The sequence below is a fragment of the Kribbella sp. NBC_01245 genome, from assembly GCF_036226525.1.
In the GTDB taxonomy this organism is placed as follows: Bacteria; Actinomycetota; Actinomycetes; order Propionibacteriales; family Kribbellaceae; genus Kribbella.
On record NZ_CP108487.1, the window covers coordinates 604,764 to 631,482 of the forward strand.

Annotated in this window: 20 protein-coding genes; 13 read left to right on the plus strand and 7 right to left on the minus strand. The window is 67.1% G+C overall.

Annotation, left to right across the window (positions count from 1 at the left end; all coding sequences use genetic code 11):
- Positions 1–45: 45 nt before the first annotated feature.
- The 6 genes from OG394_RS02600 to OG394_RS02625 form a co-directional block, all read right to left on the minus strand.
- Positions 46–5,553, minus strand: a complete 5,508-nt coding sequence (locus OG394_RS02600) for an ATP-binding protein (protein WP_328993171.1) — start codon at positions 5,551–5,553, stop codon at positions 46–48.
- Positions 5,554–5,733: 180 nt separating this feature from the next.
- Positions 5,734–6,981 (minus strand): ROK family transcriptional regulator, encoded by a 1,248-nt coding sequence (locus tag OG394_RS02605; protein WP_328993173.1) that lies wholly within the window; start codon positions 6,979–6,981, stop codon positions 5,734–5,736.
- Positions 6,982–7,005: 24 nt separating this feature from the next.
- Positions 7,006–9,471 carry a beta-galactosidase gene (locus OG394_RS02610; RefSeq protein ID WP_328993174.1) on the minus strand — a complete coding sequence of 822 codons (2,466 nt, stop codon included), beginning with the start codon at positions 9,469–9,471 and terminating at the stop codon, positions 7,006–7,008.
- Positions 9,468–10,400, minus strand: coding sequence for a carbohydrate ABC transporter permease (locus OG394_RS02615; protein ID WP_328993175.1), 933 nt, complete (start codon positions 10,398–10,400; stop codon positions 9,468–9,470). The genes OG394_RS02610 and OG394_RS02615 overlap by 4 nt, the downstream gene beginning before the upstream one ends.
- Positions 10,400–11,296: a carbohydrate ABC transporter permease gene (locus OG394_RS02620; RefSeq protein ID WP_328993176.1), complete on the minus strand. Its 897-nt coding sequence runs from the start codon at positions 11,294–11,296 to the stop codon at positions 10,400–10,402. The genes OG394_RS02615 and OG394_RS02620 overlap by 1 nt, the downstream gene beginning before the upstream one ends.
- 3 nt (positions 11,297–11,299) lie before the next feature.
- Positions 11,300–12,598 carry an ABC transporter substrate-binding protein gene (locus OG394_RS02625; RefSeq protein ID WP_328993177.1) on the minus strand — a complete coding sequence of 433 codons (1,299 nt, stop codon included), beginning with the start codon at positions 12,596–12,598 and terminating at the stop codon, positions 11,300–11,302.
- A gap of 260 nt (positions 12,599–12,858) precedes the next feature.
- Here OG394_RS02625 and chvE point away from each other — a divergent pair, with 260 nt between their 5' ends.
- The 7 genes from chvE (at position 12,859) to OG394_RS02660 (ending at position 20,695) form a co-directional block, all read left to right on the plus strand.
- A complete protein-coding gene (chvE, locus tag OG394_RS02630; RefSeq protein ID WP_328993178.1) occupies positions 12,859–13,983 on the plus strand; it encodes a multiple monosaccharide ABC transporter substrate-binding protein in 1,125 nt (374 codons plus the stop codon).
- Between the two features lie 2 nt (positions 13,984–13,985).
- A complete protein-coding gene (gene mmsA / locus OG394_RS02635) occupies positions 13,986–15,524 on the plus strand; it encodes a multiple monosaccharide ABC transporter ATP-binding protein (RefSeq protein ID WP_328993179.1) in 1,539 nt (512 codons plus the stop codon).
- A complete protein-coding gene (gene mmsB / locus OG394_RS02640; protein ID WP_328993180.1) occupies positions 15,521–16,765 on the plus strand; it encodes a multiple monosaccharide ABC transporter permease in 1,245 nt (414 codons plus the stop codon). Before mmsA ends, mmsB begins: the two co-directional genes overlap by 4 nt.
- 745 nt (positions 16,766–17,510) lie before the next feature.
- Positions 17,511–17,636 (plus strand): hypothetical protein, encoded by a 126-nt coding sequence (locus tag OG394_RS02645; protein ID WP_328993181.1) that lies wholly within the window; start codon positions 17,511–17,513, stop codon positions 17,634–17,636.
- Positions 17,637–17,674: 38 nt separating this feature from the next.
- Positions 17,675–18,247 (plus strand): MauE/DoxX family redox-associated membrane protein, encoded by a 573-nt coding sequence (locus tag OG394_RS02650; protein ID WP_328993182.1) that lies wholly within the window; start codon positions 17,675–17,677, stop codon positions 18,245–18,247.
- 19 nt (positions 18,248–18,266) lie between these two features.
- On the plus strand, positions 18,267–18,809 hold the full coding sequence (locus OG394_RS02655; RefSeq protein ID WP_328993183.1) for a TlpA family protein disulfide reductase: 543 nt from the start codon (positions 18,267–18,269) through the stop codon (positions 18,807–18,809).
- Complete coding sequence (locus OG394_RS02660; protein ID WP_328993184.1) at positions 18,806–20,695, plus strand: ABC transporter ATP-binding protein; 1,890 nt, start codon at positions 18,806–18,808, stop codon at positions 20,693–20,695. Before OG394_RS02655 ends, OG394_RS02660 begins: the two co-directional genes overlap by 4 nt.
- A gap of 58 nt (positions 20,696–20,753) precedes the next feature.
- Here the strand turns inward: OG394_RS02660 and OG394_RS02665 are convergent, their stop codons facing one another.
- Positions 20,754–20,954 carry a hypothetical protein gene (locus OG394_RS02665; protein ID WP_328993186.1) on the minus strand — a complete coding sequence of 67 codons (201 nt, stop codon included), beginning with the start codon at positions 20,952–20,954 and terminating at the stop codon, positions 20,754–20,756.
- A 220-nt stretch (positions 20,955–21,174) separates the two neighbouring features.
- On the opposite strand from OG394_RS02665, the gene OG394_RS02670 reads away from it, so the two are divergent.
- From OG394_RS02670 to aceB, 6 genes are all read left to right on the plus strand, one after another.
- A complete protein-coding gene (locus OG394_RS02670) occupies positions 21,175–22,290 on the plus strand; it encodes an aromatic ring-hydroxylating oxygenase subunit alpha (protein WP_328993188.1) in 1,116 nt (371 codons plus the stop codon).
- A gap of 79 nt (positions 22,291–22,369) precedes the next feature.
- Positions 22,370–22,924 (plus strand): hypothetical protein, encoded by a 555-nt coding sequence (locus tag OG394_RS02675; protein WP_328993189.1) that lies wholly within the window; start codon positions 22,370–22,372, stop codon positions 22,922–22,924.
- Positions 22,925–22,964: 40 nt separating this feature from the next.
- Positions 22,965–23,324: a cupin domain-containing protein gene (locus OG394_RS02680; protein WP_328993190.1), complete on the plus strand. Its 360-nt coding sequence runs from the start codon at positions 22,965–22,967 to the stop codon at positions 23,322–23,324.
- A gap of 108 nt (positions 23,325–23,432) precedes the next feature.
- Entirely contained in the window at positions 23,433–24,077 is a 645-nt protein-coding gene (locus tag OG394_RS02685) for a redoxin domain-containing protein (RefSeq protein ID WP_328993191.1), read from the plus strand.
- An 82-nt stretch (positions 24,078–24,159) separates the two neighbouring features.
- Complete coding sequence (locus OG394_RS02690; protein WP_328993192.1) at positions 24,160–25,023, plus strand: cytochrome c biogenesis CcdA family protein; 864 nt, start codon at positions 24,160–24,162, stop codon at positions 25,021–25,023.
- A 41-nt stretch (positions 25,024–25,064) separates the two neighbouring features.
- Positions 25,065–26,657 (plus strand): malate synthase A, encoded by a 1,593-nt coding sequence (aceB, locus tag OG394_RS02695; RefSeq protein WP_328993193.1) that lies wholly within the window; start codon positions 25,065–25,067, stop codon positions 26,655–26,657.
- Positions 26,658–26,719: the final 62 nt, after the last annotated feature.

Genomic DNA, 26,719 nt, shown 5'->3' on the forward strand with positions numbered 1-26,719 from the left:
CGGTGCCGGAGGCGGGTAGCAGGCTTTCGACCGAGATCGAATTCCTCAGGCGAGGCCGGATTCCAGGGCCGCGATGATCTTGGGGCGGAGGTCGGAGCCGGCGATGACCTCGTCGACCGAGCCGACGGCGACGGCGCGGTGGATGTTGTGGACCCGGTCGAACTCCGTTGCGACCTCGCCGAGCTTCTCACTGCGTACGTCTCGCCGGGTGTCGGCGAGTTGCGTGGCGAGGGAGGCGCGTTCCGCCCCGGACGCCTCGGCGAGCTGGTGTTCGATCGAGCTGACGCGCGGGTCCTTCGCCGTACGGCCGTCGACGTCACGCGTGAAGACGACGGCTGCCGCGGGGGCACCACCGATGACCGAGGCGTACGAGCCTTCAACCGCGAGCACCGTCATGCGCGGGTTGAGCGCCTTGGAGAAGACGACGAACGCGCCACCGTGGTACCGGGAGACGACGCAGAAGACGATCGGCCCGTCGAAGTTGACGATGGCCCGGCCGATCTCCGCGCCGTACTCGAGTTGCAGGTTGCGCATCGACTCGGGCGATCCGTCGAAGCCGGACAGGTTCGCGATCACGACGACCGGCCGGTTCCCGCTGGCGGCGTTGATCGCGCGGGCCGTCTTCTTCGACGACTTCGGGAAGAGCGTGCCCGCGGTGTAGAGGTCCGGCCCGTCGGTGGGCGGGAATCCGCGTCGTGCGACGGATTTCGACTCGATGCCGATCAGCGCGACCGGGATACCGCCGACGTGTGCGTCGTACACGACTGAGGTCTCCGCGTCGGCCATACCGGACCAGCGCTCGAGTGTCGCGTGGTCCTGGTCGGCGACGGCCGCCATCACCGTGCGGATGTCGAACGCCTTCTTGCGGTCCGGGTTCGTTTCGGCGGAGAAGATGTCGCCGATCGTCGTGAACCCCGAGTCGGCCGGGTTGTGCGGGTAGACGGTGACGTCGCGATCGAACGGGTCGCTAGTCACCGCACGACGCGGGCCGGTGTCGCCGGGGGCGACGTACGTGTGGTCGTAATGCGTCATAAGGATGCCGATCGCACGGGCCAGGTCCGGCGCCCAGTACTGCGCTTGCCCGTTCGGCCCCATCACCCGGTCGTATCCACCGATGCCGAAGTTGTCCTCGGCGGAGACGCCACCGGAGAAGTCGAGCGACTGCTTGCCGGTGAGCACCATCGCGCTGTCCGGCGTCATGACGAGAATGCCCTTGGTGTGCATGAGCATCGTCGCCTCGGCGTTCCAGTACGGCTGGGCGCCGACGTTGATCCCGGCAACGACGATGTTGATCTCACCGCCCGCCTGGGTGAACTCGACGATCCGCTTGAGCGCCTTCGCGACCCAGTCCATGTTCTCGGTGCCGGAGTCCATCGAGATCCGGGCGCCCGCGGAGACCGCGAACCACTCGACCGGTACGTCCATCGACTCCGCGAGATCGAGCGCGGCGATGATCCGCGCGCACTCCGCCTCGGACACGGCGCCGAGCGCGCGCAACGGGTCGCCGCAGAGCAGCACGCGCTTGACGCCCTCGGGATAGCGCTCGGTCGGGGTCGAGATGACGCCCGCGATGATGCCCGCCTTGTTGTGACCGTACGGACGGTCGACGGGCGCGAGCTTGCCGGTGTCGTCGAGGTCGTACTCGGTCGCCGTACCGCCTGGGCCGGCGATCATCGCCTGCAGCTCGTACGGGTAGACGACGCCACGACGCCGGGCCAGCACGACCTTCTGCCGGTAGTCGTCTAGCGGCTTGAGGTGCTCGGTCGGGGGACCCTCGATCGACGTGACGACACCGGAACCGGGCTGGTAGTGGAACCGCGCGGCCATCGGCACCTCGGCGCCGTCGGGGAAGGCGATCGTGCCGGCGACGAGAACTTCCTCGATACCGGCTCCCGCGGTGACGGGCGCGATCTTGTCCTTGAGCGACGTCAACTGCTGTACGTCGGCGTCGATGGCGGGCCAGATGTGAACCCACACGTAGTTCATGTCGAGCCGCGCGCCGGCCGCACCACTCGCGGACCGGGCCCGGCGGATCGCCTCGAGGCAGTTCGCGATCGCACGCTCAGCGTGGGGGAGCCCGGCCACCCGGCCTTCCTCATCCCGTACGACGGCGAGCTGGCGGATCTGCGCGAGCGCGACGAGTCGCTGGTCAGACTCGTTGCCCGGGGCAACACAACGGTACAGCAGTACGTCCTCGGGCGCCTCGAGCCGGGTGACGTCGAACTCGCGCAGCCGCCACAGGTTGAGCCGCCGGCCCACCATCGGGTGCACGCCGCGAACGAGCGCGTCCTCGGCCATCGTCTTGTCCGGCTGGGGCCGGAACGTGAAGTACCCGACGGGCCGATCGCCGCCCGGGCACACGGCTACGGCGACGCGTCGTACGTCATGGGCGAAGCCGATTTGGGCGATCCGGTCCGCGAGCGCGGCCGACGCCTCCTCGGGCGATTCGGGTGCGTCGGACCACGCGAGGTAGAGGTCGACGACGCCCTGATGGCCTTCCGGCGCGGTCGCGAGCTGGGCCTCGACGGCCTCGACGAGCTCGCTGCCCGGAGTCAGCTCGTCGACCCGGCCGATGGTCGTGACCAGGTGCCTGGGCCGGTCGTCGAGGGTGTACGCGGCGACGGCGAACGGCCGCCCGTCCACGCCGACCTCGCGCAGGTCGCGGAGGGAGTGCTCGCGGTAGTGCCGCTTGATGAGCACCGCGAGCATCGGCTCCCAGGCCGGCAGCACGCCGCCTTCGATCCGCTCGGCAAGGAACCGGACGATCTGCTCGGGAATCGCCGCGAGCGCGTCGATATGGGTGTCGCGGTCGGGCCCGGCCGGCATCCCGGCGATGGCGACGAGCTGGTCCCGGACGCCACCGAGCACGCTCTCGCGCTCCGCGTCGACGAGCGGCTGGTCGAACCACCGGAACCGCACGCTGCGCGCGAGATCGCCGACGACGGGGAAGCGGAGCTGCGTCGCGGTGACCAGACGATCGAGTACGTCGTGCGCGATCCCCTCGAGCGGCGCCGGCTCGCTGATCCACCGCTGGAGCAGGGCCGTGACGAGCTGGACCTCGGGCGCCGACCGCTGCTGGGCGAGGAAGACGCGGAACACGGCTTGTTCGAGTTCAGGCGTACGGTCGAGGTCGGTCACGCCGTAATGGCGCAGGACGCGGCCGAGTTTGGCGCGGAAGTCCTCCGGCAGTGCACCGCGCTCGGGGTCGAAGCTCTGCAGGTACGTATGGAAGTGCTCGCGCGGACTGTGCACGCGGTTCTCCAGGTGCAGGTCCTCATCCGCGGGCCGGTTGCGCGACAGCTCGGCGAAATCGGCGAACGCCTCGACGATCGCGAGCTCGGCCTGCAACGGCGAAACGCCTTCGGTGACGAGGCTGTCGCGCTCCTCCAGGTACGTCCGCAGGGTGCGGCCCTCGTCGCGCGGGTCGACGTCGTACCCGAGCAGCATCGCGGTCAGGTCGCCGCGGTTGCGGGCAGCACGGCCGGCCAGGTCGCGGGGGAGCGAGCTGCCGTTCGGAAGGTCGAGGTCGACCGGCTCCTCCTCGACCACGGCGGCCAGCTGCGTGCCGTCGCCGACGGGCTCGAGCCGGACCAGCGGGGCGCCGGTCTCGACCTGGCTGCCGATCGAGACGAGCAGTTCCTTGACGCGGGCGGCGAACGGCGCGGAGAGGGCCGTCTCCATCTTCATCGACTCGAGCACGAGCACGGGCGAACCGGCCGCGACCTCATCGCCGACGGCGGCGGGCGTCGCCACGACGAGCGCCGGCGACGGCGAACGCAGCACGCCGCCCTCGTCGAGGCTGACGCGATGGGTCACCCCGTCGACCTCGACCAGCTGGATCGACCCGTGGGTCGCGGTGACGAGCCGGAGAGTACGTCCGCCGATGGTGATGCGGCTCTTGTACTGGTCGATGCGGTCGATCTCGGCGTCGACGGTCTGCTCCGTCGTACCCGCGGCAATGACGACGCGGAACCGGTGCGAGCCGATCCGGGAGACGGTCAGCTTGTACGCCGTACCGCGCAGTTTGAGGTCGACGGCGCGACCGGTGCGGTGCTGCACCTGCGGACGGCCGCCGCGTGCGGTCTCGATCAGGCGCGTCCGCTCGACGGCCTCCTCGGTCTCGTACTCCTCGATGCCCGCGGCAACCAAGGCGACGCCGGAGTGCCGGTGCGCGACGAGGCGGCCCTGGGTGCGGACGCGGTCGATCCAGCCGGTGTCGGCGCTGCCGTCGATGACCTCCGGCGAGTCGAGCAGGTCGAGCACGAAGCTCTTGTTGGTCGAACCGCCCTCGATCACGACCGTCGTCTCGGTCATGGCCCGGCGCAGGCGCGCGAGAGCCTCGTCGCGGTCGCGGCCGAAGGCGATGATCTTGGCGATCATCGAGTCGAAGTCGGCGGGGATCGAGTCACCCTCACCGACGCCGGTGTCGACCCGGATGCCCGGGCCGGACGGCAGATCGAGCAGGGCGATACGGCCCGCCGAGGGCGCGAAGTCGCGGTCCGGGTCCTCGGCGTTGAGCCGGGCCTCGACGGCGTGGCCGATCTCGACCGGCTTCTCGCCCTCCAGCCGGCCGCCTGACGCCACATGGATCTGGAGCTTGACCAGGTCGGTGCCGGTCGTCGCCTCGGTGATCGGGTGCTCGACCTGGAGCCGGGTGTTGACCTCGAGGAACGCGAACAACCGCTCGGCAGGGTGGTAGAGGAACTCGACCGTGCCCGCGCCGGCGTAACCCACGGCGATGGCGAGCCGCTCGGCGCTGGCCTTGACCTCTTCCGTCTGCGCGTGGTCGAGAACCGGTGACGCGGACTCCTCGATGACCTTCTGGTTGCGTCGCTGGATCGAACAGTCCCGTACGCCGATCGCCCACGCGGTGCCCTGGCCGTCGGCGATGACCTGGACCTCGACATGGCGGGCGCCGGTGACGAGCCGTTCGAGGAAGACGATCCCGGAGCCGAAGGCGCGCTCGGCCTCGGCGCGAGTCCGCTCGTACGCGTCGGTAAGGTCGGCGTCGGACGCGACCATCCGGATCCCGCGACCGCCACCGCCGGCCGTTGCCTTGAGCATCAGCGGGTAGCCGATCCGCGCGGCCGCCGCCTTGGCGTCCTCCAGGGTGTCGACGCCACCGCGGCTCCACGGTGCGACGGGCACGCCAACTTCCTCGGCGATCAGCTTGGAGCCGATCTTGTCGCCGAGTTTCCGCATCGCCTCGGGGCTCGGGCCGATGAAGGTCACGCCGATCCGGGCGCACAACTCGGCGAAGTTCGGGTCTTCGGCGACGAATCCCCAGCCGACCCACGCCGCGTCGGCCTTGGTCTCTAGCAGGGCCTTCTCGAGTACGGCGTAGTCGAGGTAGGGCCGGTTGACGGCCGGGCCGAGGTCGTACGCGTGGTCCGCCTCGCGCACGAACATCGCCCGCCGCTCGCCCTCGGTGTGCAGCGCGATCGTCTCGATTCGGTGCCCGCCGGGACCCGCCTGAGCGTTGAGGTCGCGGACAGCGTGGATGAGCCGCATGGCGGCCTCACCCCGGTTGACGATGGCAATGCGCGAGAACACGGGTGTTTCAACCTCCGAAAGGCGTCGACTACGAGACCCCGGGCATGGGCGTCGGTGGGTAGCCTGCCATCTTTCGTTGCCAACTGGCGAGTACGGCCCCTCCTGCGACAGAGGGGCCGAATCCGTGTCAGGTAGACCCAGGTTGCCCCTTCGTCGCAAAGAAGGGGGGAGGGGCGGGAGCTAGGCGGGTGGGCGGAGGCGGCGGCGCATGGTGGGGGTGCTGGCGGGGCTGGCTAGGCCGAGGCGGCCGAGGAATTGCTCCAGGGTGAACGCCGCCATGCCGAGGGCGACCGCGTTGCCGGGCACCTTCGACGCCTCGACGGTCAGGCCTTGCATCGACCCCGGCAGCACGTGGTCGGGTAGTTCTTCGAGCAAAGCCGGGATGAGCCACTCGCTGAGGGCGGCCGACGTCCAGCCGGTGAGGGTGACGTACGGGATGTTGAGCAGGTTGACGAGATCGCCGAGCCCGGCCGCGAGGTAGTGCGACGTACGGCGCGCGAGCTCCGTCAGCGCGGGATCGCCGGCCACGAGCCCTTCGGCAACCGCGTCGACGAAGCCGCGTTGCAGGGGCTGCTGGAGCGCCGGATGGGCCGGGTCGATCTCGGCGAGCGACATCTCCAGACCGTGTACGCCGAGGTAGGCCTCGACGCACCCACGCCGACCACATCGGCACAACCGGCCATCCAGTTGCAGCAGGGTGTGACCCCATTCGCCCGCGTTGTTGGTCGCACCGCGGATCAACGCGCCGTCAACGGCGATCCCCGCGCCGACGCCGGTGCCGAGATTGACGACCGCCATGCTCCCGGCGACCCGGCCGACGCCGAACCACATCTCGGCCAACGCGACCGCCTTCAGCGGGTTGTCGACGTACACCGAACTCCCGAGGCGCTTCTCCAGCAGTTCCTCGATGCGTACGTCGTGCCAGTCCCAGTTCGGCGCGAAGACGGAGACGCCCGCGTCCGGCCGGACCTGGCCCGGCATGCTCACACCGACGCCGATGATCCGGTCGCGCTCGGTGCCAGTGGTCTCGACGGCCGAGTCGATCGCGCGGATGATGCCGTCGACGACGTACGCCGGGTCGTTCTCGTGCTCGTCCAGCGCGACCTCGCCGTGGCCGAGTGGGCCGAGGGCGAGGTCGAAGACGGTGGCATCGACGTACGTCTCGGCGACGTCGATGCCGATGATGCGGCCGCGATCGGGGTTGATGGTGAGTCGCTCGTACGGGCGGCCGACGGTGCTGCGCTCGACCGTCGCGATCCGCAGCACGCCCTCGGCCAGGAACTCGGTGACCAGGGTCGCGACCGTCGCCGGGCTGAGGCCCGTGTGCCGGACGATCTCCTGACGAGTGGACGGCCCGATCTCGAAGAGCGCATGCAGAACCTCGAAACGACTCTCGTTCCGAAGGTCCCGGGACGTCTGCCGCGGCACTGTTTCCCCCTTGGTTGTTCTGGTCTAGCCCGTCAGGGCCAGCCTACGTAGTTGCGGCTCATCCGGCCCGTCGACGCCCCTGACCAGCAGGGTCAATCCTGACCAGCCCCGCGGGATCCACAGCGCATCGGGATCACCACCCGAGAACGCCGGCCGATCGCCGACCCAGACCCGCCCGAGGCATTCCCCGGACGCCCACCCGGTCACGCGCAATTGCGATCCCTCTACCCGCAACAGCATGCCTGTCTCGGCCACGGGCAGGTCGACGTCGAGCCAGACTTCCTGCCCTGGTTCCAGGGTCAGCGGCAGCTCGAGCTCCGTCGCGGGACCGCCGGCCGAGGCGTACGCCGTTAGCAGGGCGTCGTCTTGCGTGGTGCACGACCAGCCGGTGACCGGGGCGAGCGTCAGCAGCTCCGCGCGAAGGCCTCCGCCGCTGGGGTTGTGCGGCAGCGTCACCGAGACCTGCCCGGTTCCGGCCGGCAGCATCACCCAGGGGTTCTCGGTGTGGACGGTGATCGGGTCACCGCCGTCCACGGTCACGTGCACCGGTTCGTCCACGCCGTCTAGACGCAGGGCTGATGCGGTCGGCAAGTCGACGCGACGCGTATAGGTGATCGGCACGCCGACCCGGGTGCTGCTCCAGCCACCAAGATCTCGGACGGGCGTACCTGCCCAATGACCGTCGACCGTCCAAAGCGCCGACAAGTCCTGCGCGCTCTGGACCGTCCAGACCGTGCCGAGTCCGCGCAGCGCACCGAGGCACAGGGCCGGCAGCCGTACGTCGTCGAAGTTCGCGTGTCCCCAGATCTCAACGGTCGCGTGGATCTTCGTAAGGCCCGTCCGAGCGCGTACGTCGATCCGCTGTGTCGCCCCGAAACCCGCGATCGTCGGGTGAACGCGACCCGCGATGGACAGGTCGACGATATCGCTCGCACCCACCACGAGCAGCTCGTCAACCCCGGTCAGATCCACTGACGCCGCGTAGGTTCCACGCCCGCGATATACGCCGAGCGACTCCAACGTCGGCGGCACCTCATGCGTGCCGGCCTCCTTCGCCGGGGCAACACCCGCCCGCCGCCGCACCGCCCGTACGACAGGCAACGCCTCCTCGGTGCTGTCTCCGTTGAGGTGAACCGGCGCCAGCACAACCAGCTCGAACCCATCGACCGTAAGACGCTCCGCCACCGGGATCTCGACGCGAGTCTCGCCAAGCACCACCGTCACCGGCACCGCCGACGAGAACACCAACTCGCCCTCCGACACGGCGACCAAATCCGCGGACGCCAGCGTCAAAACCACGTCCTGCAAGGGCAAATCGACCAGCATGAGCGGACACGAGTCTGCCGCGACAGCAACCCGGACACCACCAACCACCGCGTGACCGTCCAACTCGCCCAGATTCGGTACGGCGATCAGCTGCCCACCGCCGTACAAGTCGAGCGCCGACACCGACGAGCTGGTCGGGAAATCGGCCACCACCTCCACCCTCGAAACCCCCGATGTCGCTTGCGCCAGCCGTGGTCCCAGTGCGTCGACCACCCGCGCGAGCACCTGCGCCTCGGCGTACTCAGGTCGTTCTACACCAGTAGATGAGACGTAACCACCGAAGTCGTAGCCGTGGCTCATGAAATTGCCGGGCTGTCCCCAGTTCCCGGTGGACGGCGTGTAGCCGAAATTCCACCCGGACGACTGGAGGTAAGGCGCGATCAACGATGCCCCACTCGCCAGCATTCGTCGCAGCGTCCGATGCCGCCGATTCGTCTCCATGATGAGCAGCGGCAGCTCGCGATCCGCCAGCAGCCCGGCATAACGCCGTACCTCTGCCTCGATCTGCGGCGAGTCGTCGTTCGGATAGAAGTTGCACGCCGGTACGACGCCGGCGACGTCTCCCGTGGCGCCGGAGATATCGCCCTGCCCGGCACAAGCGATCAGCGGTACGTCGATGCCGTGGCCGATCGCCTGATCGCGAAGCGCAGTGAGGTAGCCCGCGCGGTCATCGCAGTCGAAGAAGTCCAACTCGTTCTCCAGCTGCACCATGATGACCGGGCCACCCGCCGAGTGCTGGCGATCGGCCAGGAGCGGCAGCACCTGGTCGAACCAGGCCGCCACTTGCGCCAGAAAGCGCGGCTCGTTCTGGCGTACGCGCAAGTCGGGATCGAGGCCGAGCCAGGCCGGCAGCGCGCCGCCGTCCCACTCGGAGCAGATGTACGGCCCAGGTCGCGCGACGACGTACAGCCCGGCCTCCTGCGCGAGATCGAGGAAGGCCGCGACATCACGCCTGCCGTCGAACGACCACTGGCCGGGCGCGACCTCGTGGAAGTTCCACGGCAGGTAGACGTCGACGCACGTATACCCCGACGCGCGCACCTGCTCGAGCCGCGCCTGCCACTGCTCCCGCGGAAGACGGAAGTAGAACAACGACGCGCACAGTACGACGAGAGGCTTGCCGTCGATCCGGATGCCGCGGGCATCGAGCTCAATCGTGGTCACTTGACCCCCGCGCTTCCGCCGCCGATATCCATTTCGTACAGATATCGCTGACCTAGGTAGTAGACGACGATCATCGGCAGGGTGAGCAGGATCGAGCCGACCATCACCAGGTTCCACGGCGGCGATTGCAACGCCTGCGAGGTGCTGGTGATGTACTGCACTCCCAACGCGAGCGGGATCTTCGACTCGTCGTTCAGATAGATCAGCGGTCCCATGAAGTCACCCCAGGTGGCGGTCAGGGTGAAGATGCCGATCGCGATCAGCACCGGCGTGAGCATCGGCAACATGATCCGCCGGTAGATGCCGAAGAAGCCGAGCCCGTCCACCATCGCGGCCTCGTCGATCTCGCTCGGCAGCCGGGCCACGAACTGCCGGACCAGGAAGACGTTGAACGCGTTCGAGAAGAAGTTAGGCACGATCAACGGCAGGAACGTGTTCACCCAGCCGAGCTCCTTGAACAGGATGAACTGCGGGATCATCGTGATCTGCGCCGGGATCATCATCGTCGCGATGACGATCAGGAACAGCACGTTCTTGCCCGGCGCCCGCAAGCGCGCGAACGCGTAGCCGACCAGGCCGCTGGACAGCACCTGACCGATCACCGCGCCGACCGAGATGATGATCGAGTTCAGCAGGAACCGCTGCATCGGCAGATCGGTGCCGAACACCCGGGTGAAGTTCTCCCAGTGGAACTCGCGCGGGATGATCGTGAAGGCGTTCGCGGTCACGCTCTGATCGCTCGACAAAGCGATCGAGACGACGAAGACCAACGGCACCGACAGGATCGCCGAGACGACGATCAACGTCGCGTACGTGAACGGTGTCGCCCGGAACGCCCGCACGGTCCGGGTCGTACTGCGGACCCGTTCCGGCGGCGGCGGCGTGGTGGTGGAAGGCGGCGGTGCGATGGGGGAGACGGCGACGGCCATCACTTCACCTCGGTCTCGTAGAACACCCAGCGTCGGGTGGAACGGAAAGCGATCAACGTGAACAGCAGGATCACGGCGAACAAGATCCACGAGATCGCCGACGCGTAACCCATGTGGTAAAAGGAAAACGCCTCGTCGAACAGCAACGGCACCATCATCTGGCTCGCGTTGTTCGGCCCGCCCTGATTCGGCGCGGTGAGGATGTACACCTGGGAGAACACCTGGAACGAGCCGATCAACCCCATCACGAGATTGAAGAAGATGATCGGCGTCAGCTGCGGAACGGTGATGCTCCAGAACTGCCGGACCGGTCCCGCGCCGTCCACCTCAGCCGCCTCGTACAACTCCCGCGGAATACCCTTCATTGCCGCGAGCAACAGAACCGTCGCGCTACCGGCGCCCCAGACCGACAGCAGGATCAACGCGGGTTTCACCCACGCTTCCTCGAGCAGCCAGGCCGGTCCGGTAATCCCGAACACGCCGAGACCATCGTTGAGCGGACCTGACGGTGCGAGCACCATCTTGAAGATCATCGCCGTCGCGACCAGCGGCACGAGCGTCGGCAGATAGATCAGCGTGCGGAAGACCTTGCGGATGCGAACCTGCTTGTTCAGCAGGTTCGCGAGCCACAACCCGATGACGATGCCGAGTGGAACAGAGATCGCCGAGTAGTAGACCGTGTTCCACAACGCCTTCCAGAAGATGGGATCCTCGGTCAGCAGCCGCGTGTAGTTCTCCAGACCGACCCACTTCGGCGCGGTGAAGGAGTCCCAGTCCGTCAGCGAGATGTAGATCGACGCGATCATCGGTCCCAGCAGGAAGACGATGAAGCCGATGATCCACGGCGAGGCGAACAGGTAGAACCACAGCGCTTCCCGGCGCCGGAGCGTCGACATCGCCTAGCCCGCCGGCTTGACGATCGACTCGAGCCGCTGCTGAATCGCGGTCAGCGCGGTGCGAGCGTCCTGCTTACCGAGCCAGAAGTTGGCCAGCCCGTCGTCGAAGGCCTTCTGCAGCTCGTTCCACTCGGGGATGAACGGCGCCCGGTAGACGAACGCGCTCGACTCGGCGAAGACGTTCATGTTCACCGGCGTCTTCATCCAGGCGGGCTTGAGGAATGCCTCACTCTTCTGTACGTCGATGCTGGCCGGCACGTCCTGTCCGCTGGCGATGACCTGCTCCTGCGCCTCGGGGGCGGTGAGGAAGTCGATCGCCTTGAACGCGGCCTCGGGGTTCTTCGCGGTGCGGGAGATGGCGAGGCCGCTGCCGAAGGCGGTCACGGCCTGTTCCTTACCGCGCCACATCGGTGCGACGTCCCACTCGATCTTGCTCTCCGCGAGGCCGCTGATACCCCAGAACCCGGTCGTGTTGACCCCGAGCTTGCCGGAGGCGAAGGCCTGGTCGCCGCCGACGTCCGCGCCCATATCGGCGTACTGCTTGGGGTTCGGTACGACGTTGTGCTTGTGGACGAGGTCACCGGCCCATTGCAGTGCCGTGATGACCTCGTCGGAGGCGACGGCCGGCTTGCCGCTGTCGTCGATGATCCGGCCGCCGTTCTGGTAGACGAAGCTCCACCACTGGGCCCACCAGCCCGAGCCCGCGTAACCCCACTGCTTGCCGGGAACGGTCAGCTCCTTGAACGCGCTCAACGCGTCGTCCCAGGTCCACTCCGCCGCGGGCGCCTTGATGCCCTTGGCGTCGAACAATCCCTTGTTGTAGTAGACGATCATCGCGCCGGACCGGTCCGGGATCGCGTAGATCTTGTCCTCGTAGGAGTAGATCTTGCCGATCGTGCCGAACCGCTTCTCGACGTCGAGGCCGGCCTTCTTCGCCAGCTCGTCCAGCGGCATGATCTGGCTCTTGCTCGAGTACACGTTGACGTTCTCGGCGACCTGCATGATGTCCGGGCCCTTGCCGCCCGCGATCATCGTCTGCACCTTCTGCGCATAACCGTCATTGGGGATCAGCTGGAGGGTGATCTTGATCTCGGGGAACTTCTTGACCAGCAGGTCGATGCGCTGCTGGTAGGCCTTCTTATCGGGCTCTCCACCCCAGACCGTCATCACCAGGTTGGCGGCCTCGGAGTTTCCCGTTCCTTTGTCACTGTCGGCTCCGCAGGCGGTGATCGTGATGACGCCGGCGGCCAGGCTGATGCCGAGAAATCCGCGACGCGATAGCTGCGACAAGTCTTTTGCCATGGCACTTTCCTCCAAGCTGGGTGAACCGCGCCTCTGGGCGGCCGACGGGTCGCAGCGGGTTCGAGTGACGGTTAAACTAACCATCAGAAAAATGCTTGACAAGACCTCGCAGGGGGTCAATGCGCGCCGTTTCAAACCGTGACCTGCCCGGTCGAACCTGTTCGATCAGATGTTCGGCGCAGCTCTTGACGTCTGTAATGTTAGCGGTAACACTCTCAAAAGCCAGCGGCCCTGAGAGGGCTTTCGACAGGAGAGACACGATGAGATTCAGACGTTCGGCCACCCTCTTGGTGGCGGCGACATTCACGGCCGTGGTGGCGGCCTGCGGTTCTTCGGCGAAGACGGTCGATCAACCGGCTGCTGATACCGCCGGTGGCGGGCTGGTCGGTGTAACGATGCCGACGAAGTCGTCCGAGCGCTGGATCAGCGACGGCCAGAACATCAAGGCGGCGCTGGAGAAATCGGGGTATCAGGTCGACCTGCAGTACGCGGAAAACGATATCCCGACCCAGGCCAACCAGATCGAGAACCAGATCACCAAGGGCGCCAAGCTGCTGATCGTCGCGTCGATCGACGGCACCGCGCTGACCACCCAGTTGCAGCAGGCGGCGGACAGCAAGATCCCGGTCATCTCGTACGACCGGTTGATCCGCAACAGCCCGAACGTCGACTACTACGCGTCGTTCGACAACTTCAAGGTCGGCGTCCAGCAGGCGACCTCGCTGCTGGTCGGGCTGAAGCTGAAGAACGCCGACGGGACCGAGGGTTCGGCCAAGGGCCCGTTCAACGTCGAGCTCTTCGCCGGTTCGCCCGACGACAACAACGCGACCTTCTTCTTCAACGGCGCGATGTCGGTGCTCAAGCCGTACCTCGACAAGGGCACGCTTGTGGTCCGCAGCAAGCAGACCGACTTCAAGACCGTCGCCATTCTCCGTTGGGACGCCGCCACCGCGCAGAAGCGGATGGAGGACGTGCTCACCGCCTCGTACGGCGGTGGGGCGAAGGTGGCCGGCGTGCTCTCGCCGTACGACGGGTTGTCGATCGGCATCCTGTCCGCCCTGAAGAGCAACGGGTACGGCACGGCCGGGCAGCCCTATCCGGTGGTCACCGGTCAGGACGCCGAGGTCGCGTCGGTGAAGTCGATCATCGGCGCCGAGCAGTACTCGACCATCTTCAAGGACACCCGCGAGCTCGCCGCCGTGACCGCGAAAATGGCCGACGCCGTGCTCAAGGGTGACAAGCCGGAGATCAACAACGACAAGGACTACGAGAACGGCGTGAAGGTCGTGCCGTCGTACCTCCTGCAGCCGGTGATCGTCGACAAGACCAACTACGAGAAGGTCTTGGTCGACTCCGGGTTCTACAAGCCGGCGCAGCTCGGGTAGCTATGACTGACCAGATTCTCCGGATGGGCGGGATCACGAAGTCGTTCCCGGGCGTGAAAGCGCTCGACGACGTGAACCTGTCCGTCCGCCGGGGCGAGATCCACGCCATCTGTGGGGAGAACGGTGCCGGCAAGTCCACCCTGATGAAGGTTCTGTCGGGCGTCTACCCGCATGGATCGTTCGAGGGGGAGATCCGTTTCGACGGTGAGCCTTGCGAGTTCTCCAGTATTCGCGACAGCGAGCACCGGGGCATCGTGATCATTCACCAGGAGCTGGCGTTGTGCCCGCAACTGTCGATCGCGGAGAACCTCTTCCTCGGCAACGAGCAGTCCCGGAAGGGCTGGATCGACTGGAACCGGACCAACTACGCGGCGGCCGAGTTGATGCGCCGGGTCGGCCTCCGCGAGAACCCGACCACGCCGGTCCTCGATATCGGGGTCGGCAAGCAGCAACTGGTCGAGATCGCGAAGGCGCTTTCCAAGCAGGTCAAACTGCTGATCCTCGATGAGCCGACCGCGGCCCTGAACGACGAGGACTCGGCGCACCTGCTCGATCTGCTGCGCGGTTTGCGCGACGAAGGCATCACCTCGGTGATCATCTCGCACAAGCTGAACGAGATCGTGGCGATCGCGGACCGGGTCACGATCCTGCGCGACGGCAGCACGGTCGAGACGCTGGACCTTCAGGCGGGGCCGGTGAGCGAGGATCGGATCATCTCCGGCATGGTCGGCCGGGACCTGTCCCACCGGTTCCCACCTCGCGAGCCGGTGATCGGTGACGAGGTGCTGCGGCTCGAGAACTGGACGGTGCACAGCCCGGCTCAACGCGGCCGCGTCGTGGTGTCCGACGCCTCCTTGTCCGTACGACGCGGCGAGATCGTCGGACTCGCCGGACTGATGGGCGCGGGCCGGACCGAGCTGGCGATGAGCGTGTTCGGCCGGTCGTACGGAACGAACATCTCGGGACGGATCGTCAAGAACGGCTCGCAGATCCAGGTTCGCTCGGTGCGAGAGGCAATTGGACACGGCCTCGCTTATGTCACCGAGGATCGCAAGCGCTACGGCCTCAACTTGATCGAGGACGTCAAGCGCAACGTGTCCGCCGCCGGGCTGTCGCGATTCGCCCGACGGGGATGGGTGAACGACAACGAGGAGTACAAGACGGCCGAAGGCTTCCGGCGCAGCATGGCGATCCGGGCGCCGAGTGTGCTCACCACCACGGGCACTCTGTCGGGCGGTAACCAGCAGAAAGTGGTGCTGTCCAAGTGGATCCTGACCGATCCCGACGTACTGATCCTGGACGAGCCGACCCGTGGTATCGACGTGGGTGCGAAGTACGAGATCTACACGATCATCAACCAGCTGGCGGACGACGGTAAGGCAGTGCTGCTGATCTCGTCGGAGCTGCCGGAGTTGCTCGGCCTGTGCGACCGGATCTACGCGTTGTCGGCAGGCCGGATCACCGGTGAGGTCAGCCGCGCGGAGGCGACCGAGGAGCGGTTGATGCACTACATGACCAGGGGACAGGAGCAGTCCGCATGACCAGTACGACAGCCACCGGTGGTGACACCCAAGTCACCACCACCTCGGCACTGCCGCCGGAGCGCCGGCGGAGGCCCTCGATCAACCCGCGGCAGAGCGGTATCTACGTCGCGTTCGCCTTGATCGTCGCGCTCTTCGCCGTACTGACCGACGGTGCTCTGCTGGAACCGCAGAACATCTCGAACATCATCGTGCAGAACTCCTACATCCTGATCCTCGCGATCGGGATGATCCTGATCATCATCTCCGGCCATATCGACCTCTCGGCCGGCTCGGTGGTCGCGGTGACGGGCGCGATCTGCGCGGTGCTGACGGTCAACCTGGACGTCCCGTGGCCGCTCGCCGTACTCGCGACCATCGCCGCCGGTGCGGTGATCGGAGCGTGGCAGGGTTACTGGGTCGCGTTCTTCGGCATTCCGGCGTTCATCGTGACGCTGGCCGGGATGCTGGTGTTCCGGGCGCTGACGCTGATGGTGCTCGGGAACCAGGGGATCGGGCCGTTCCCGGAGGAGATTCGCACGCTGTCCAACGGATTCGTGGCCGGCCATCTCGGCAATATCGGTCTCGGCCCGCTGGGTGGTGCCGATCTGTTGACGCTGTTGCTCGGGCTGGCGGTTGTTGGTGCGGCGACGCTGACCCAGTGGCGGGCGCGTAAGGCGCGGCTCGGGTACCACCAGAGCGTCGAGCCGATCGGCCTCTTCGCGCTGAAGGTCGGCGCGGCCGGGCTGGTGGTGTTGTTCGTTGTCGTACAGCTCGCGCGGTTCAAGAACTTGCCGTGGGTGTTGGTTCTGCTGACCGTGCTGGTGGTGGGCTATTCGCTGCTCAGCAAGGGGTCGGTGTTCGGTCGTCACATCTACGCCATCGGCGGCAACCGCGAGGCGGCGGCGCTGTCCGGCGTCAAGGTCAGCTCGGTGACGTTCTGGATTTTCGTCAACATGGGCGTACTCGCCGCCATCGCCGGCATCATCTTCGCCGGCCGGCTGAACCAGGCCGGGCCGACGGCGGGCTACAACTTCGAACTGGACGCCATCGCGGCCGCCTTCATCGGCGGTGCCGCAGTCCAGGGCGGCGTCGGCAAGGTCGTCGGCGCCATCACGGGCGGCCTCATCATGGCGGTCATCAACAACGGCATGTCCCTCATCGGCTCACCCAGTGACCGCGTAATGCTCGTCAAAGGCCTAGTCCTCCTAGCCGCCGTCGCCTACGACATCTGGACCAAACGCCGCGCCACCACCACCTAACCCCCACACCCGCGCCGGGTTGCACCCCTCCTCCACCGACCCTGCAACCCGGCGCGCCCCTTCATCTTTCCCTTCCGCCCCGCCGCACCCCGTTCATCGGACCCTTCGGACGCGGCGCGTCGCCGTTCATCGGACCCTTCTGACCACCTGCGGGCGGTTCAGATGCGACCACTCGCGGACGAGAAGGTAGGCGGCCGGCCAGGGCTTCGGCGTACGCCCACCGATTCGCCGAAACCCCCTGCCGCCGCAGCACCGTGGAAGTCGTACGACGTACACGGTGCTTGCCCATTTCCCAACCCCGCGGGCGGATTTGGGGATAACCCTGCCGCGAGGTGCCTCCTTGTGTTTGCACGCGCGCGACACAACAAGGCACCTCGCGGGAGAGTTGTCCCAAGATCGGCGTGCGCGTGTGCATTCCGCGTCGAGCGTCGCGGGGTTTCCGTGGGGAGTCGCATTTCGCGTCCGACCGTCGCGGGGGTTTCGTGACGAGTTCGCAATCTGCGTCCGAGTGGTGTTGTGGTTTCGGGGTGTGGGTATGCCGCGGGCGCGGGCGGTCGTTGCTGTGGGCAACGGGGTGCGGGTGGGCGGGAGACGTTGAGGAAGGGGGCTGCAGGTTGCTGCAAGTTCGGGGGAGTGGGTGGACCGTGGGTGGCGGTGGTGCGTACGGTCGGCAGGCCGACGCTGGGTAGTGGTGGGGTGACGAGGCGAGTCATGCTTGCCGGTGAGTTGAAGGGAAGACGACTTGATGCTGTCCAAGAAGGTCTCCGCACGGGCGATGGCGGCTTTGGCGCCGGTGGGCCTGGCGGCAACGGCCGGCGCTGCGAACGCGGCTGATCCGACCGGCCCGTACAAGTACTACTCGCGCCCCTGACCCGATACACCTGACCCGCGTTCGGCTGGAGGAAGATCGTGACGTACGTCGTGATCGGCTGTGGTGTCGCGTTGGCCTTGGTCTTCGGTACGTCGTGGCAGGCCAAGGTCGGCGCGAGGCGTTATCGGGACTTCGCGACTTCGGCCGGGCCGCTTGACGTACTCCCACGACCACTCCGCTCGGCCGCCGCCTGGCTGGTGGTCGTGGTGGAGGGCGTCCTGGCCGTCGCGTTGCTGGTGGTGGTGGTCACGACCTTCGGTGGAGTCGTGGTCTTTGCTGGGACGGCGTTGCTGCTGCTCGCCTTCACGCTCGCCATCGGGGTCAGTCTGCGCCGGGGAGACCGTCGGCCATGCCAGTGCTTCGGAGCAGGCGTTACACCGCTCGGTCGTGGCCAGGTGATTCGGAATCTCGTCCTCCTGGTGTTTGCGTTCGCCGGCCTGGTGGGTTCTGCCGATCAGGCCGGCGGAGCACGTGACGTCGCGCCGGCGGGCGCGTTGATCGCGAGTGTCGCCGGTCTCGTCGCGGGGTTGCTCATCACCCGGTTCGAGGATCTCGTTGATCTGTTCAGCTCGCCCGGCGTCTCGGACGGCCTTCGCCGAGTACCCCGTTAACGACACTAGGGAGTAGACCGTGGCCTTCCTGACCGCCGCCGTGATCCTGCTCGGCGCTCTCGTACTGCTCAATCTGGTGATCACCCTCGGGCTCGTCAAACGGGTGCGATCCCACGCCGAACACCTTGGCCAACTGGTCAACCAGCATCAGGCCGAGGTGGCGAATCCCGGCGCGCTCGAGGTCGGCGTACAGGTCGGCGAGTTCAGCGCGGTCAGCACCGAGGGGACCGAGATCTCGCGCGACACCTTCACCGATGGCGCGATCATCGGATTCTTCTCCACCTGGTGCGACGCCTGCGAGGAACACCTTCCAGGGTTCATCGCGTACGCCGAGCCGCTCGGCCGGGATCGAGTGCTGGCCGTGGTGCAGGGTGATGGCGATGGATTGGCCGACCTGACCGGCAGGCTGGCCAAGGTGGCTCAGGTGGTGATCGAAGAAGGCCAGGGGCCGATCGCCGAGGCCGTTGGCGTACGCGGGATGCCGACGATGGCGGTCGTGGACGGCGGCTGGCGGGTGGTGTCGAGTGGCTTCAGCGCCGCGATGCTCACGCCGACCCGATGAGCGACACCGCACGCGATCGGAGTAGCGACACCGCGCCCGATCGGAGTGGCTCTGCGCGGTCGATGGTCGCCGGTTGCGCGGATTCGATCGCCTTGGCCTGGCGCGCGGCTCCGGGCGGCCTCTTCGTCTTTGTGGCCGCGTCCATCGCGACCGCGCTCGCCCCCGTCGCGGCCGCCTGGCTGATGAAGGTGGTGCTCGACCGACTCACTGCGGGGCGGACGCCGGCCGGCGAGCTGGCGTTACTCGCGGCCGGGATCGCCCTCGCCGGACTGGCCATCGTGGTGTTGGCCGAGGCCCAGCGATACCTGGCCGCCGAGATCGGCCGCCGGGTCACCGTCCTGACCCGCGATCAGCTCTATGCCGCGACCGGACGGATGACGGGTCTCGCCGAACTCGAGGATCCCGCGTTCCGCGACCGATTGCGGATGGGCGAGCAGCACAGCCAGACCGGACCGGTCACCATCCTCGATGCCGTCACCGGCAGCTTCCAATCGGTGCTGACGATGACCGGCTTCATCGTCGCGCTGGTCACGCTCAGCCCTTTGATGGCGGGGATCGTGCTGGTCAGCGCACTACCCGGTTTGTACGCCGAGCTGAAGCTCAGTAGGCATCGCGCCGCCATGATGATGAGCCTGAGTCCGACCGAACGGCGAGAGTTCTTCTATGGCCTGCTGATGACCGGCCTGGAGGCAGCGCAGGAAATCCGCCTGCTCGGTCTCGGCCGTCTGCTGCGCGGCCGGATGCTGACGGAGCTGCGGAAAGCGAACGCGGAGCGGCAGAAGCTGGATCAGCGCGACCTGATCGTCCAGGGTCTGCTGGGTGCTCTCGGCGCGTCGGTCGCTGGTGCCGGATTGATCTGGGCGGTAGTGGCCGCAGGCAACGGTCGGCTGACGCTGGGAGACATCTCGGTGTTCGTCGCGGCGGTCGCCGGAGTCCAGAGCGCTCTTCAGACCCTGGTCGGACGACTCGGCATGGCACACAACGCCTTGCTGCTGTTCGCACACTTCCGGCAGGTCATCAGTGCAGGCCCAGGTCTTCCCGAGGTCGGCGACCCCATTGCAGTGCCTGACCTCCGGCACGGTATTGAGTTCCGGGACGTGTGGTTCCGGTACAGCGACGACCATCCCTGGGTGCTCAGCGGAGTCGATCTCTTCATTCCGTTCGGACAGTCACTCGCGCTGGTCGGCCACAACGGTGCAGGCAAGAGCACGATGGTGAAACTGCTCTGCCGCTTCTATGACCCGACGGCCGGCGCGATTCTGTGGGACGGCGTCGACCTGCGCGACCTGGATGTGACGGAACTGAGGCGTCACCTTGGGGCGGTGTTCCAGGACTTCATGTGTTACGAGCTATCCGCCGCCGAGAACATCGCCTTCGGTGAAGTGGACGGTGCCGAGCAGTTGGATGCCGTCAGCCGGTCCAGGCTCGAAGCGGCGGCTGCTCGGGCAGGGATCGACGACACCCTGACGGCTCTGCCCCGCGGCTACGACACGATGCTGTCGCGGATGTTCTTTGACCAGGACGACAAGGATGATCCCGAAACCGGCGTCCTGCTGTCCGGTGGTCAATGGCAACGAGTCGCGCTGGCGCGCGCCTTCCTTCGGGACAAGCGGGATCTGCTGATCCTGGACGAGCCGACATCGGGGTTGGACGCCGAAGCCGAGCATGAGATCCACGCCAGCCTCACCGAGCACCGCAAGGGTCGTACCAGCGTGCTCATCTCGCACCGCCTCGGCGCGGTGCGCGAGGCCGACCGGATCGCCGTGCTCGTAGCCGGCCGGGTCGCTGAACTCGGCAGCCACAACTCGTTGATGTCTGCGGGCGGGACCTACGCCCGGCTGTTCGCCTTGCAGGCCGACGGCTACACACCGGTCGCCAGTGCCTGAACTGATTGGTGCCGGTGACGACCAAGGCGTCACCGGCACCAGCCAGATCAGTGCGGGTTCAGCAGCCGGTCACGGTGGGGTAACACCCACCGCAGGCGCCGGATGCGCAGTTCTTGTACCACCTGACGAACCTGCCCCGGTTGATGTCCCACTGGCAGTAGCAGTACAGCTGGTAGTCCTGGACGCCAGCCTCGGCGACGACCTCGGGCACGAACCTGCCGAGGATCCGATCGCCCAGATTCTGCAGTGATTTGACCATGAGCTCTTCCTTCCGATCGTGCGGATACCGGGGTGGACGATACGCACGACGACGACGGCGGTGCGAGCGGTCGGACGCCTTCAACGGCTGCAGGTTCCTGCAAAACAAGGCGTTCTGAGCCCCCGTCACGATGGAGACCCGACCGTTCACTCGGGCTGCCATCGAATCGTCGCAACGCCGCGTCGTGGCAAGGTGGCGGGTTGGCGTCTACGGTGGGCTGATGGTGAGAGCACCGGTTGATCCGCAGGGGCTCGAGGCTGCGCTGCGGCCGCATGGTGAGTCCGTGATGCTGCCGCAGGAGGCTTATACCGATCCGGCCGTGCTGGCCTGGGAGCGGCGGCACTTCTTTGCCGACAAGTGGACCTGCCTTGGCCGGGTCGACGAGTTGGCCGACGGTACGACGTACCGCGCCGCCCGGGTTGGGGACGTTGCCGTGGTGCTCACGTTTGCCGACGGCGCCGCGCGAGCGTTCGCCAACGTCTGCCGGCATCGCGGGCACGAACTCCTGCAGCCGGGGCAGACCGGTGACCGGCAGGCCGTGGTCTGCCCGTACCACGGCTGGTCGTACAACCTCGACGGCGTGGTGAAGGCCGCGCCGCGGATGGGGGAGACGTTCGACCCGTCCGGTTACGGTCTGGTCGAGCTGCCGGCCGAGGTGTGGTGTGGCTGGTTGTTCGTCAACGCGCTGGGTGGTGCCGGGCCGTTCAGCGAGCACCTGGGTGGGATGGCGGACCTGGTCGCGCCGTACCGGCCTGAGAGTCTGACCCTGAAGGCGCGCCACTCGTACACCGTCGCCGCGAACTGGAAGACGATCGCGGAGAACTATCACGAGTGCTACCACTGCCCGCTGATCCACCCGGAGCTCTGCAAGGTCTCGCCGCCTACGTCGGGCGACAACTGGGACCTGCCGGGTGCGTGGGTCGGCGGCACGATGGACCTCCGGCCGGATGCGGAGACCATGTCGCTCGACGGGCGATCGCGCGGCATCCCGCTGCCGGGGGTGAACCCGCGCACCGTGGCGTACGTCGGGCTCTTCCCGAATCTGCTCGTCTCGCTGCATCCGGACTACGTGATGACGCATCGCATGGAGCCGCTCGAGCCCGGTCTTACGGCGATCGAGTGCTCCTGGTATTTCCCGGCCGAGGTGACCGATCCGTCGTACGCCGTCGAGTTCTGGGACATCACCAACCGCGAGGACTGGGCCGCCTGCGAATCCGTCCAGCGTGGTGCCGAGTCCCCGCACTTCCGGCCCGGTCCACTCGCGCCGGCCGAGGATGCCGTCTACCAATGGGTCACGATGCTCGCCCGCGGCTACCTCGGCAAACCGCTCAGCTGACCCGGCTCCACGAGCAGGATGGGGACACCCTTGGCCCAGCCGACCTGCCTCCGTTCCGGCATCGGCTTGGATGGGCTTCATGGACGTAACCAAGGACGGGCGAAGCTGGCGGATCGGTACGGCCGACGACGTCAGCTGGCTCGCCGGGCAAACCACGCCGGGCCTCTCGGTCACCACTGCGATTCCGCCGGTGTTCGACGCGTACGCCACCTTCTACCCACCCGACGGCGTGAGTATCGAGGCCCACGAGCGCGCCGTGGTCGACGTACTCGCCGAACTCACCCCCGACCAGCCGTGGTGGCTGGGCTATCTCGACACCGGCGCCCACGACATCGTCTTCCCCGAGGCGCCGACAATGTCCCTCTATTGGAACTGGCACTACCTGCTGGTCGAGGCCGGACCCGAGCAAGCCGTCACCTGGCGGACCGGTCACATGCGCGGCGAGGGCTCGCTACCGGACCTGTTCTTCCCCGCGGATCACTCCTGGCTCGTCTCCGCACTCTGGGACGACAGCTGGACCAACGTCGGTGGCTCGGCCTCCCTGATCACTGCTCTCCACCGCAACCCGCTCCTCAACGCCCGCGCCGTCGGTCCTGGTGAGGACGCCCTCCCGCGTGGCCTGACACGCGACTAGCCTCGGCGGGAAGTGGTTCCCGGATTGGTGAGGGTGGGTTATGAGCGAGCTGAGCGTTGATGACTTGATCGTGGATCGGCCGGATGGGCGTGACGGCGGGGAGGGGTGGACTGAGAATTACGAGGAGTTGCCGGGTGGGGCCGGGGTCTCGATCATTCTCGAGTCGACTACGCGGGCCGGGTTGGGGCCTCGGTTGCATAAGCATCCGTACGCCGAGACGTTCATCATTCGGCGTGGCTCGGCGACTTTCACTGTCGACGGGCACGAGGTGGTTGGACGCGCTGGGCAGATCCTGGTCGTGCCGGCTGATACGCCGCATAAGTTCAGGACGAACGAAGGTGGTTATGAGGCCATCCACATCCACACCAGCGGCGCCTTCGAGACCGAATGGCTGGAGTGACTACACCGAAAGCGCGAAATGGTCATCGGACCGTAAGGCGTCGCGCGCTGAGGGGGGCTAATACCGCCTTACGGTTGAAGAACCATTCGTCGAGGCTGGAGTCTTTTGATGTCCGTACGACGATTCGCTACCGCCGCGATGGTGGTCGCCCTCCTCGCGTCGGCCGGGTGCGGTGACGACACGCAAGGAGCCGATCCCGGCGGGTCCACGACGCCCGGTGCGTCGACCGGGGCGACCGGTGCACCGACCAACGCAACCGGTACGCGGACCGGCGCGAGCGGTACGCCGACGAGTGCGGCGACCGGTAAGCCGCCGTCCGGAGGGACGAGTTCGGGCCCAGTCGTCGTACCGGAGTCGTTGAAGTTCACTGGCACCACGTTGGATGGGAAGCCGTTCGATGGCGCGAGCCTTGCGGCGAAGCCGGCCGTGTTGTGGTTCTGGGCGCCGTGGTGCCCGAAGTGCCGTGCTCAGGCGGAAGCGACGGCCAAGGTGGCGAACGACTACAAGGGCCGGGTGAACGTCGTTGGCGTCGCCGGTCTGGACAAGCCCGATGCCATGCGTGCCTTCGTGTCCGATCGGAAGGTTGGGGACTTCCCGCACCTTTCGGATGAGGCGGGCGCTATCTGGAAGCGATTCGGGGTCATCGAGCAGAGCACGTACGTGGTGCTGGATGCCAAAGGCAACAAGGTGTTCACGGGGAACCTGCCGGCCGGAGCAGGCCTGTCCGACAAGGTCGCAGAGCTCGTCGGCTGAGGATGGCGACGAACGACGAGCGAGCGACGAGCGAGCGACCACATGAGCGACGCGGCGTACGAGCCGACCGTGCGAGCGGCGTATGAGTGATGTCCCGCTGCTGCTGGCGCTCGCGGCCGGCATGCTCGCCGCGGTTAACCCCTGCGGGTTCGCGCTGCTGCCGGCGTATCTGACGCTGCTGGTGCAGGGGGACGACTCCCCGAGTCGCGCGACGGCGATCGGTCGGGCGTTGGCGGCTACTGGGGCGATGACGTTCGGCTTCGCGGCTGTGTTCGGCATCTTCGGTCTGGTGATCGCGCCGGTGGCGGGTCAGGTCCAGCAACACTTGCCGTGGTTCACCGTCGCGCTGGGGCTGACGTTGCTCGTGGCCGGCGCGTGGCTGCTGGCCGGCCGCGAACTGCCGGTGCTGGTCCCGAAGTTGCGTCGCGGTCCGGCGGTCACGCGGTCAGCCGGCTCGATGGCGTTGTTCGGGGGCGCTTACGCGATCGCCTCGCTCGGTTGCACGATCGGACCGTTCCTCGCGATCGTCGTATCGGCGTTCCGCACCGACGACACGCTGGCCGGCATCGCATTGTTCGCGGCGTACGCGGCGGGGATGGGCCTGATCGTCGGCACGGCCGCGCTCGCCGTCGCCCTGGCCCGTCGGGGTGCGATCGGCAGGATCCGCCGCTTCGGAGGTATCGCCTCGCGCCTCGGCGGCGGCCTACTCGTCATAGCGGGCGCTTATGTCGCCTATTACGGTTGGTACGAGATTCGGGTATTCCGGGGCGAGACGACCACCGATCCCGTCATCGACCTCGCCGGGAAGGTGCAGACCTGGCTCGCCGATGCCGTCACGCGACTGGGGGTGACCGGTGCGATCCTGTTGTTCGGTGGTTTGCTGGTCCTTGCGATAGTCGTCGCCCGCAGGAAGCAAGGCGCCCGTAGGAAGCAGGACATCCGGTAGCAAGCAGGACGTCCGTAGGAAGCAGGAGAGGTAGACAGCCGATGCCAGAGATCCGAGTGACCGGTGGAGCCGTCGAGCGTGCTGAGGAGATTCTCACGCCGGCGGCCCTGGAGTTCGTCGCCGGGCTGCACACGCGGTTCGTTGCCCGGCGCAACGAGCTGCTCGAGCTGCGGCAACAGCGGCGGGCCGAGGTGGCGCGGACCAAGCGGCTGGACTTCCTCGCCGACACGCGGGAAGTGCGCGACGGCGACTGGACGGTCGCGGGCGCGCCGGAGGATCTCCGCGACCGCCGAGTCGAGATGACCGGGCCGACCGATCGCAAGATGACGATCAACGCGCTCAACTCAGGGGCACGGGTCTGGCTCGCCGATCTCGAGGACGCGAGTACGCCGCACTGGTCGAACGTGGTCGGCGGACAGGTCAACCTGTACGACGCGATCCGGCGCACGATCTCCTTCACCTCGCCGGAGGGCAAGGAGTACGCCCTGGCGGATCAGCGGTTGGCGACGATCGTGCTGCGGCCGCGCGGCTGGCACTTCGACGAGCGGCATCTCACGGTCGACGGCGAGCCGGTGGTCGGTGCGCTGGTCGACTTCGGGCTGTACTTCTTCCACAACGCGGCCGAGTTGATCGCGCGCGGGAGCGGGCCGTACTTCTACCTGCCGAAGATGGAAAGCCACCTCGAGGCCCGGCTGTGGAACGACGTCTTCACCGCCGCGCAGGAGCAGCTCGGCATCCCGCACGGGACGATTCGCGCGACGGTTCTGATCGAGACGATCCCGGCCGCGTTCGAGATGGACGAGATCCTCTACGAGCTGCGCGACCACGCCTCCGGGCTGAACGCGGGCCGCTGGGACTACCTGTTCAGCATCATCAAGTACTTCCGCGAAGCCGGCGCCGATTTCGTCCTGCCCGACCGAAGCGCGGTGACGATGGCGGCGCCGTTCATGCGGGCGTACGCGCAGCTGCTGGTGCGGACGTGCCATCGCCGGGGCGCGTTCGCCATCGGGGGCATGGCCGCGTTCATCCCGAGCCGGAAGGACGCCGAGGTCAACGAGCGGGCCTTCGCGAAGGTGCGCGAGGACAAGGAACGCGAGGCGGGCGACGGCTTCGACGGGTCCTGGGTCGCGCATCCCGACCTGGTTCCGCTCTGCCGCGAGGTGTTCGACGGCGTTCTCGGTGCCAAGCCCAACCAGCTCGACAATCCCGGCAAGGACGTTACGGTCACCGCCGACCAGCTCCTTGACGTACGGTCTGCCGGCGGTGCCGTGACCGAGGCGGGCCTGCGCAGCAACGTGCATGTCGGGCTGCTGTACGTCGAGGCGTGGTTGCGTGGCAACGGCGCGGTCGGCATCGACAACCTGATGGAGGATGCGGCGACCGCGGAGATCTCCCGGTCGCAGATCTGGCAATGGGTCCACAATCAGGTCGAGCTGGATACCGGCAAACCCATCACACCCGAGCTGGTGGAAGAGTTCATCGCCGCGGAACTGTACGACATCCGTGCAGCCCTTGGGCCTGATTACGACAGCCGGCGGTTCGACGACGCCAGCCGGATCTTCACCGAAGTCGCGCTGGCGGACGACTTCCAGGAGTTCCTCACGCTCCCCGCCTACGACCTGATCCGCGACTGACGGCAGCCATTCGTGGACCGGCATTAGCGTCGATTGGTCAGGATTCGCCCGCAGACTCGAGC

Bases quoted from the DNA above. Each gene is read 5' to 3' on its own strand.
- OG394_RS02620 (WP_328993176.1), bottom strand. From the start codon at position 11,296: ATGTCGACGCTCCGGCGCCGGGAAGCGCTGTGGTTCTACCTGTTCGCC.
- mmsB (WP_328993180.1), top strand. From the start codon at position 15,521: ATGACCAGTACGACAGCCACCGGTGGTGACACCCAAGTCACCACCACC.
- chvE (WP_328993178.1), top strand. From the start codon at position 12,859: ATGAGATTCAGACGTTCGGCCACCCTCTTGGTGGCGGCGACATTCACG.
- OG394_RS02665 (WP_328993186.1), bottom strand. From the start codon at position 20,954: ATGGTCAAATCACTGCAGAATCTGGGCGATCGGATCCTCGGCAGGTTC.
- OG394_RS02685 (WP_328993191.1), top strand. From the start codon at position 23,433: ATGTCCGTACGACGATTCGCTACCGCCGCGATGGTGGTCGCCCTCCTC.
- OG394_RS02615 (WP_328993175.1), bottom strand. From the start codon at position 10,400: ATGGCCGTCGCCGTCTCCCCCATCGCACCGCCGCCTTCCACCACCACG.
- OG394_RS02680 (WP_328993190.1), top strand. From the start codon at position 22,965: ATGAGCGAGCTGAGCGTTGATGACTTGATCGTGGATCGGCCGGATGGG.
- OG394_RS02690 (WP_328993192.1), top strand. From the start codon at position 24,160: ATGAGTGATGTCCCGCTGCTGCTGGCGCTCGCGGCCGGCATGCTCGCC.
- OG394_RS02670 (WP_328993188.1), top strand. From the start codon at position 21,175: ATGGTGAGAGCACCGGTTGATCCGCAGGGGCTCGAGGCTGCGCTGCGG.
- OG394_RS02660 (WP_328993184.1), top strand. From the start codon at position 18,806: ATGAGCGACACCGCACGCGATCGGAGTAGCGACACCGCGCCCGATCGG.
- OG394_RS02675 (WP_328993189.1), top strand. From the start codon at position 22,370: ATGGACGTAACCAAGGACGGGCGAAGCTGGCGGATCGGTACGGCCGAC.
- aceB (WP_328993193.1), top strand. From the start codon at position 25,065: ATGCCAGAGATCCGAGTGACCGGTGGAGCCGTCGAGCGTGCTGAGGAG.
- OG394_RS02645 (WP_328993181.1), top strand. From the start codon at position 17,511: ATGCTGTCCAAGAAGGTCTCCGCACGGGCGATGGCGGCTTTGGCGCCG.
- OG394_RS02625 (WP_328993177.1), bottom strand. From the start codon at position 12,598: ATGGCAAAAGACTTGTCGCAGCTATCGCGTCGCGGATTTCTCGGCATC.
- mmsA (WP_328993179.1), top strand. From the start codon at position 13,986: ATGACTGACCAGATTCTCCGGATGGGCGGGATCACGAAGTCGTTCCCG.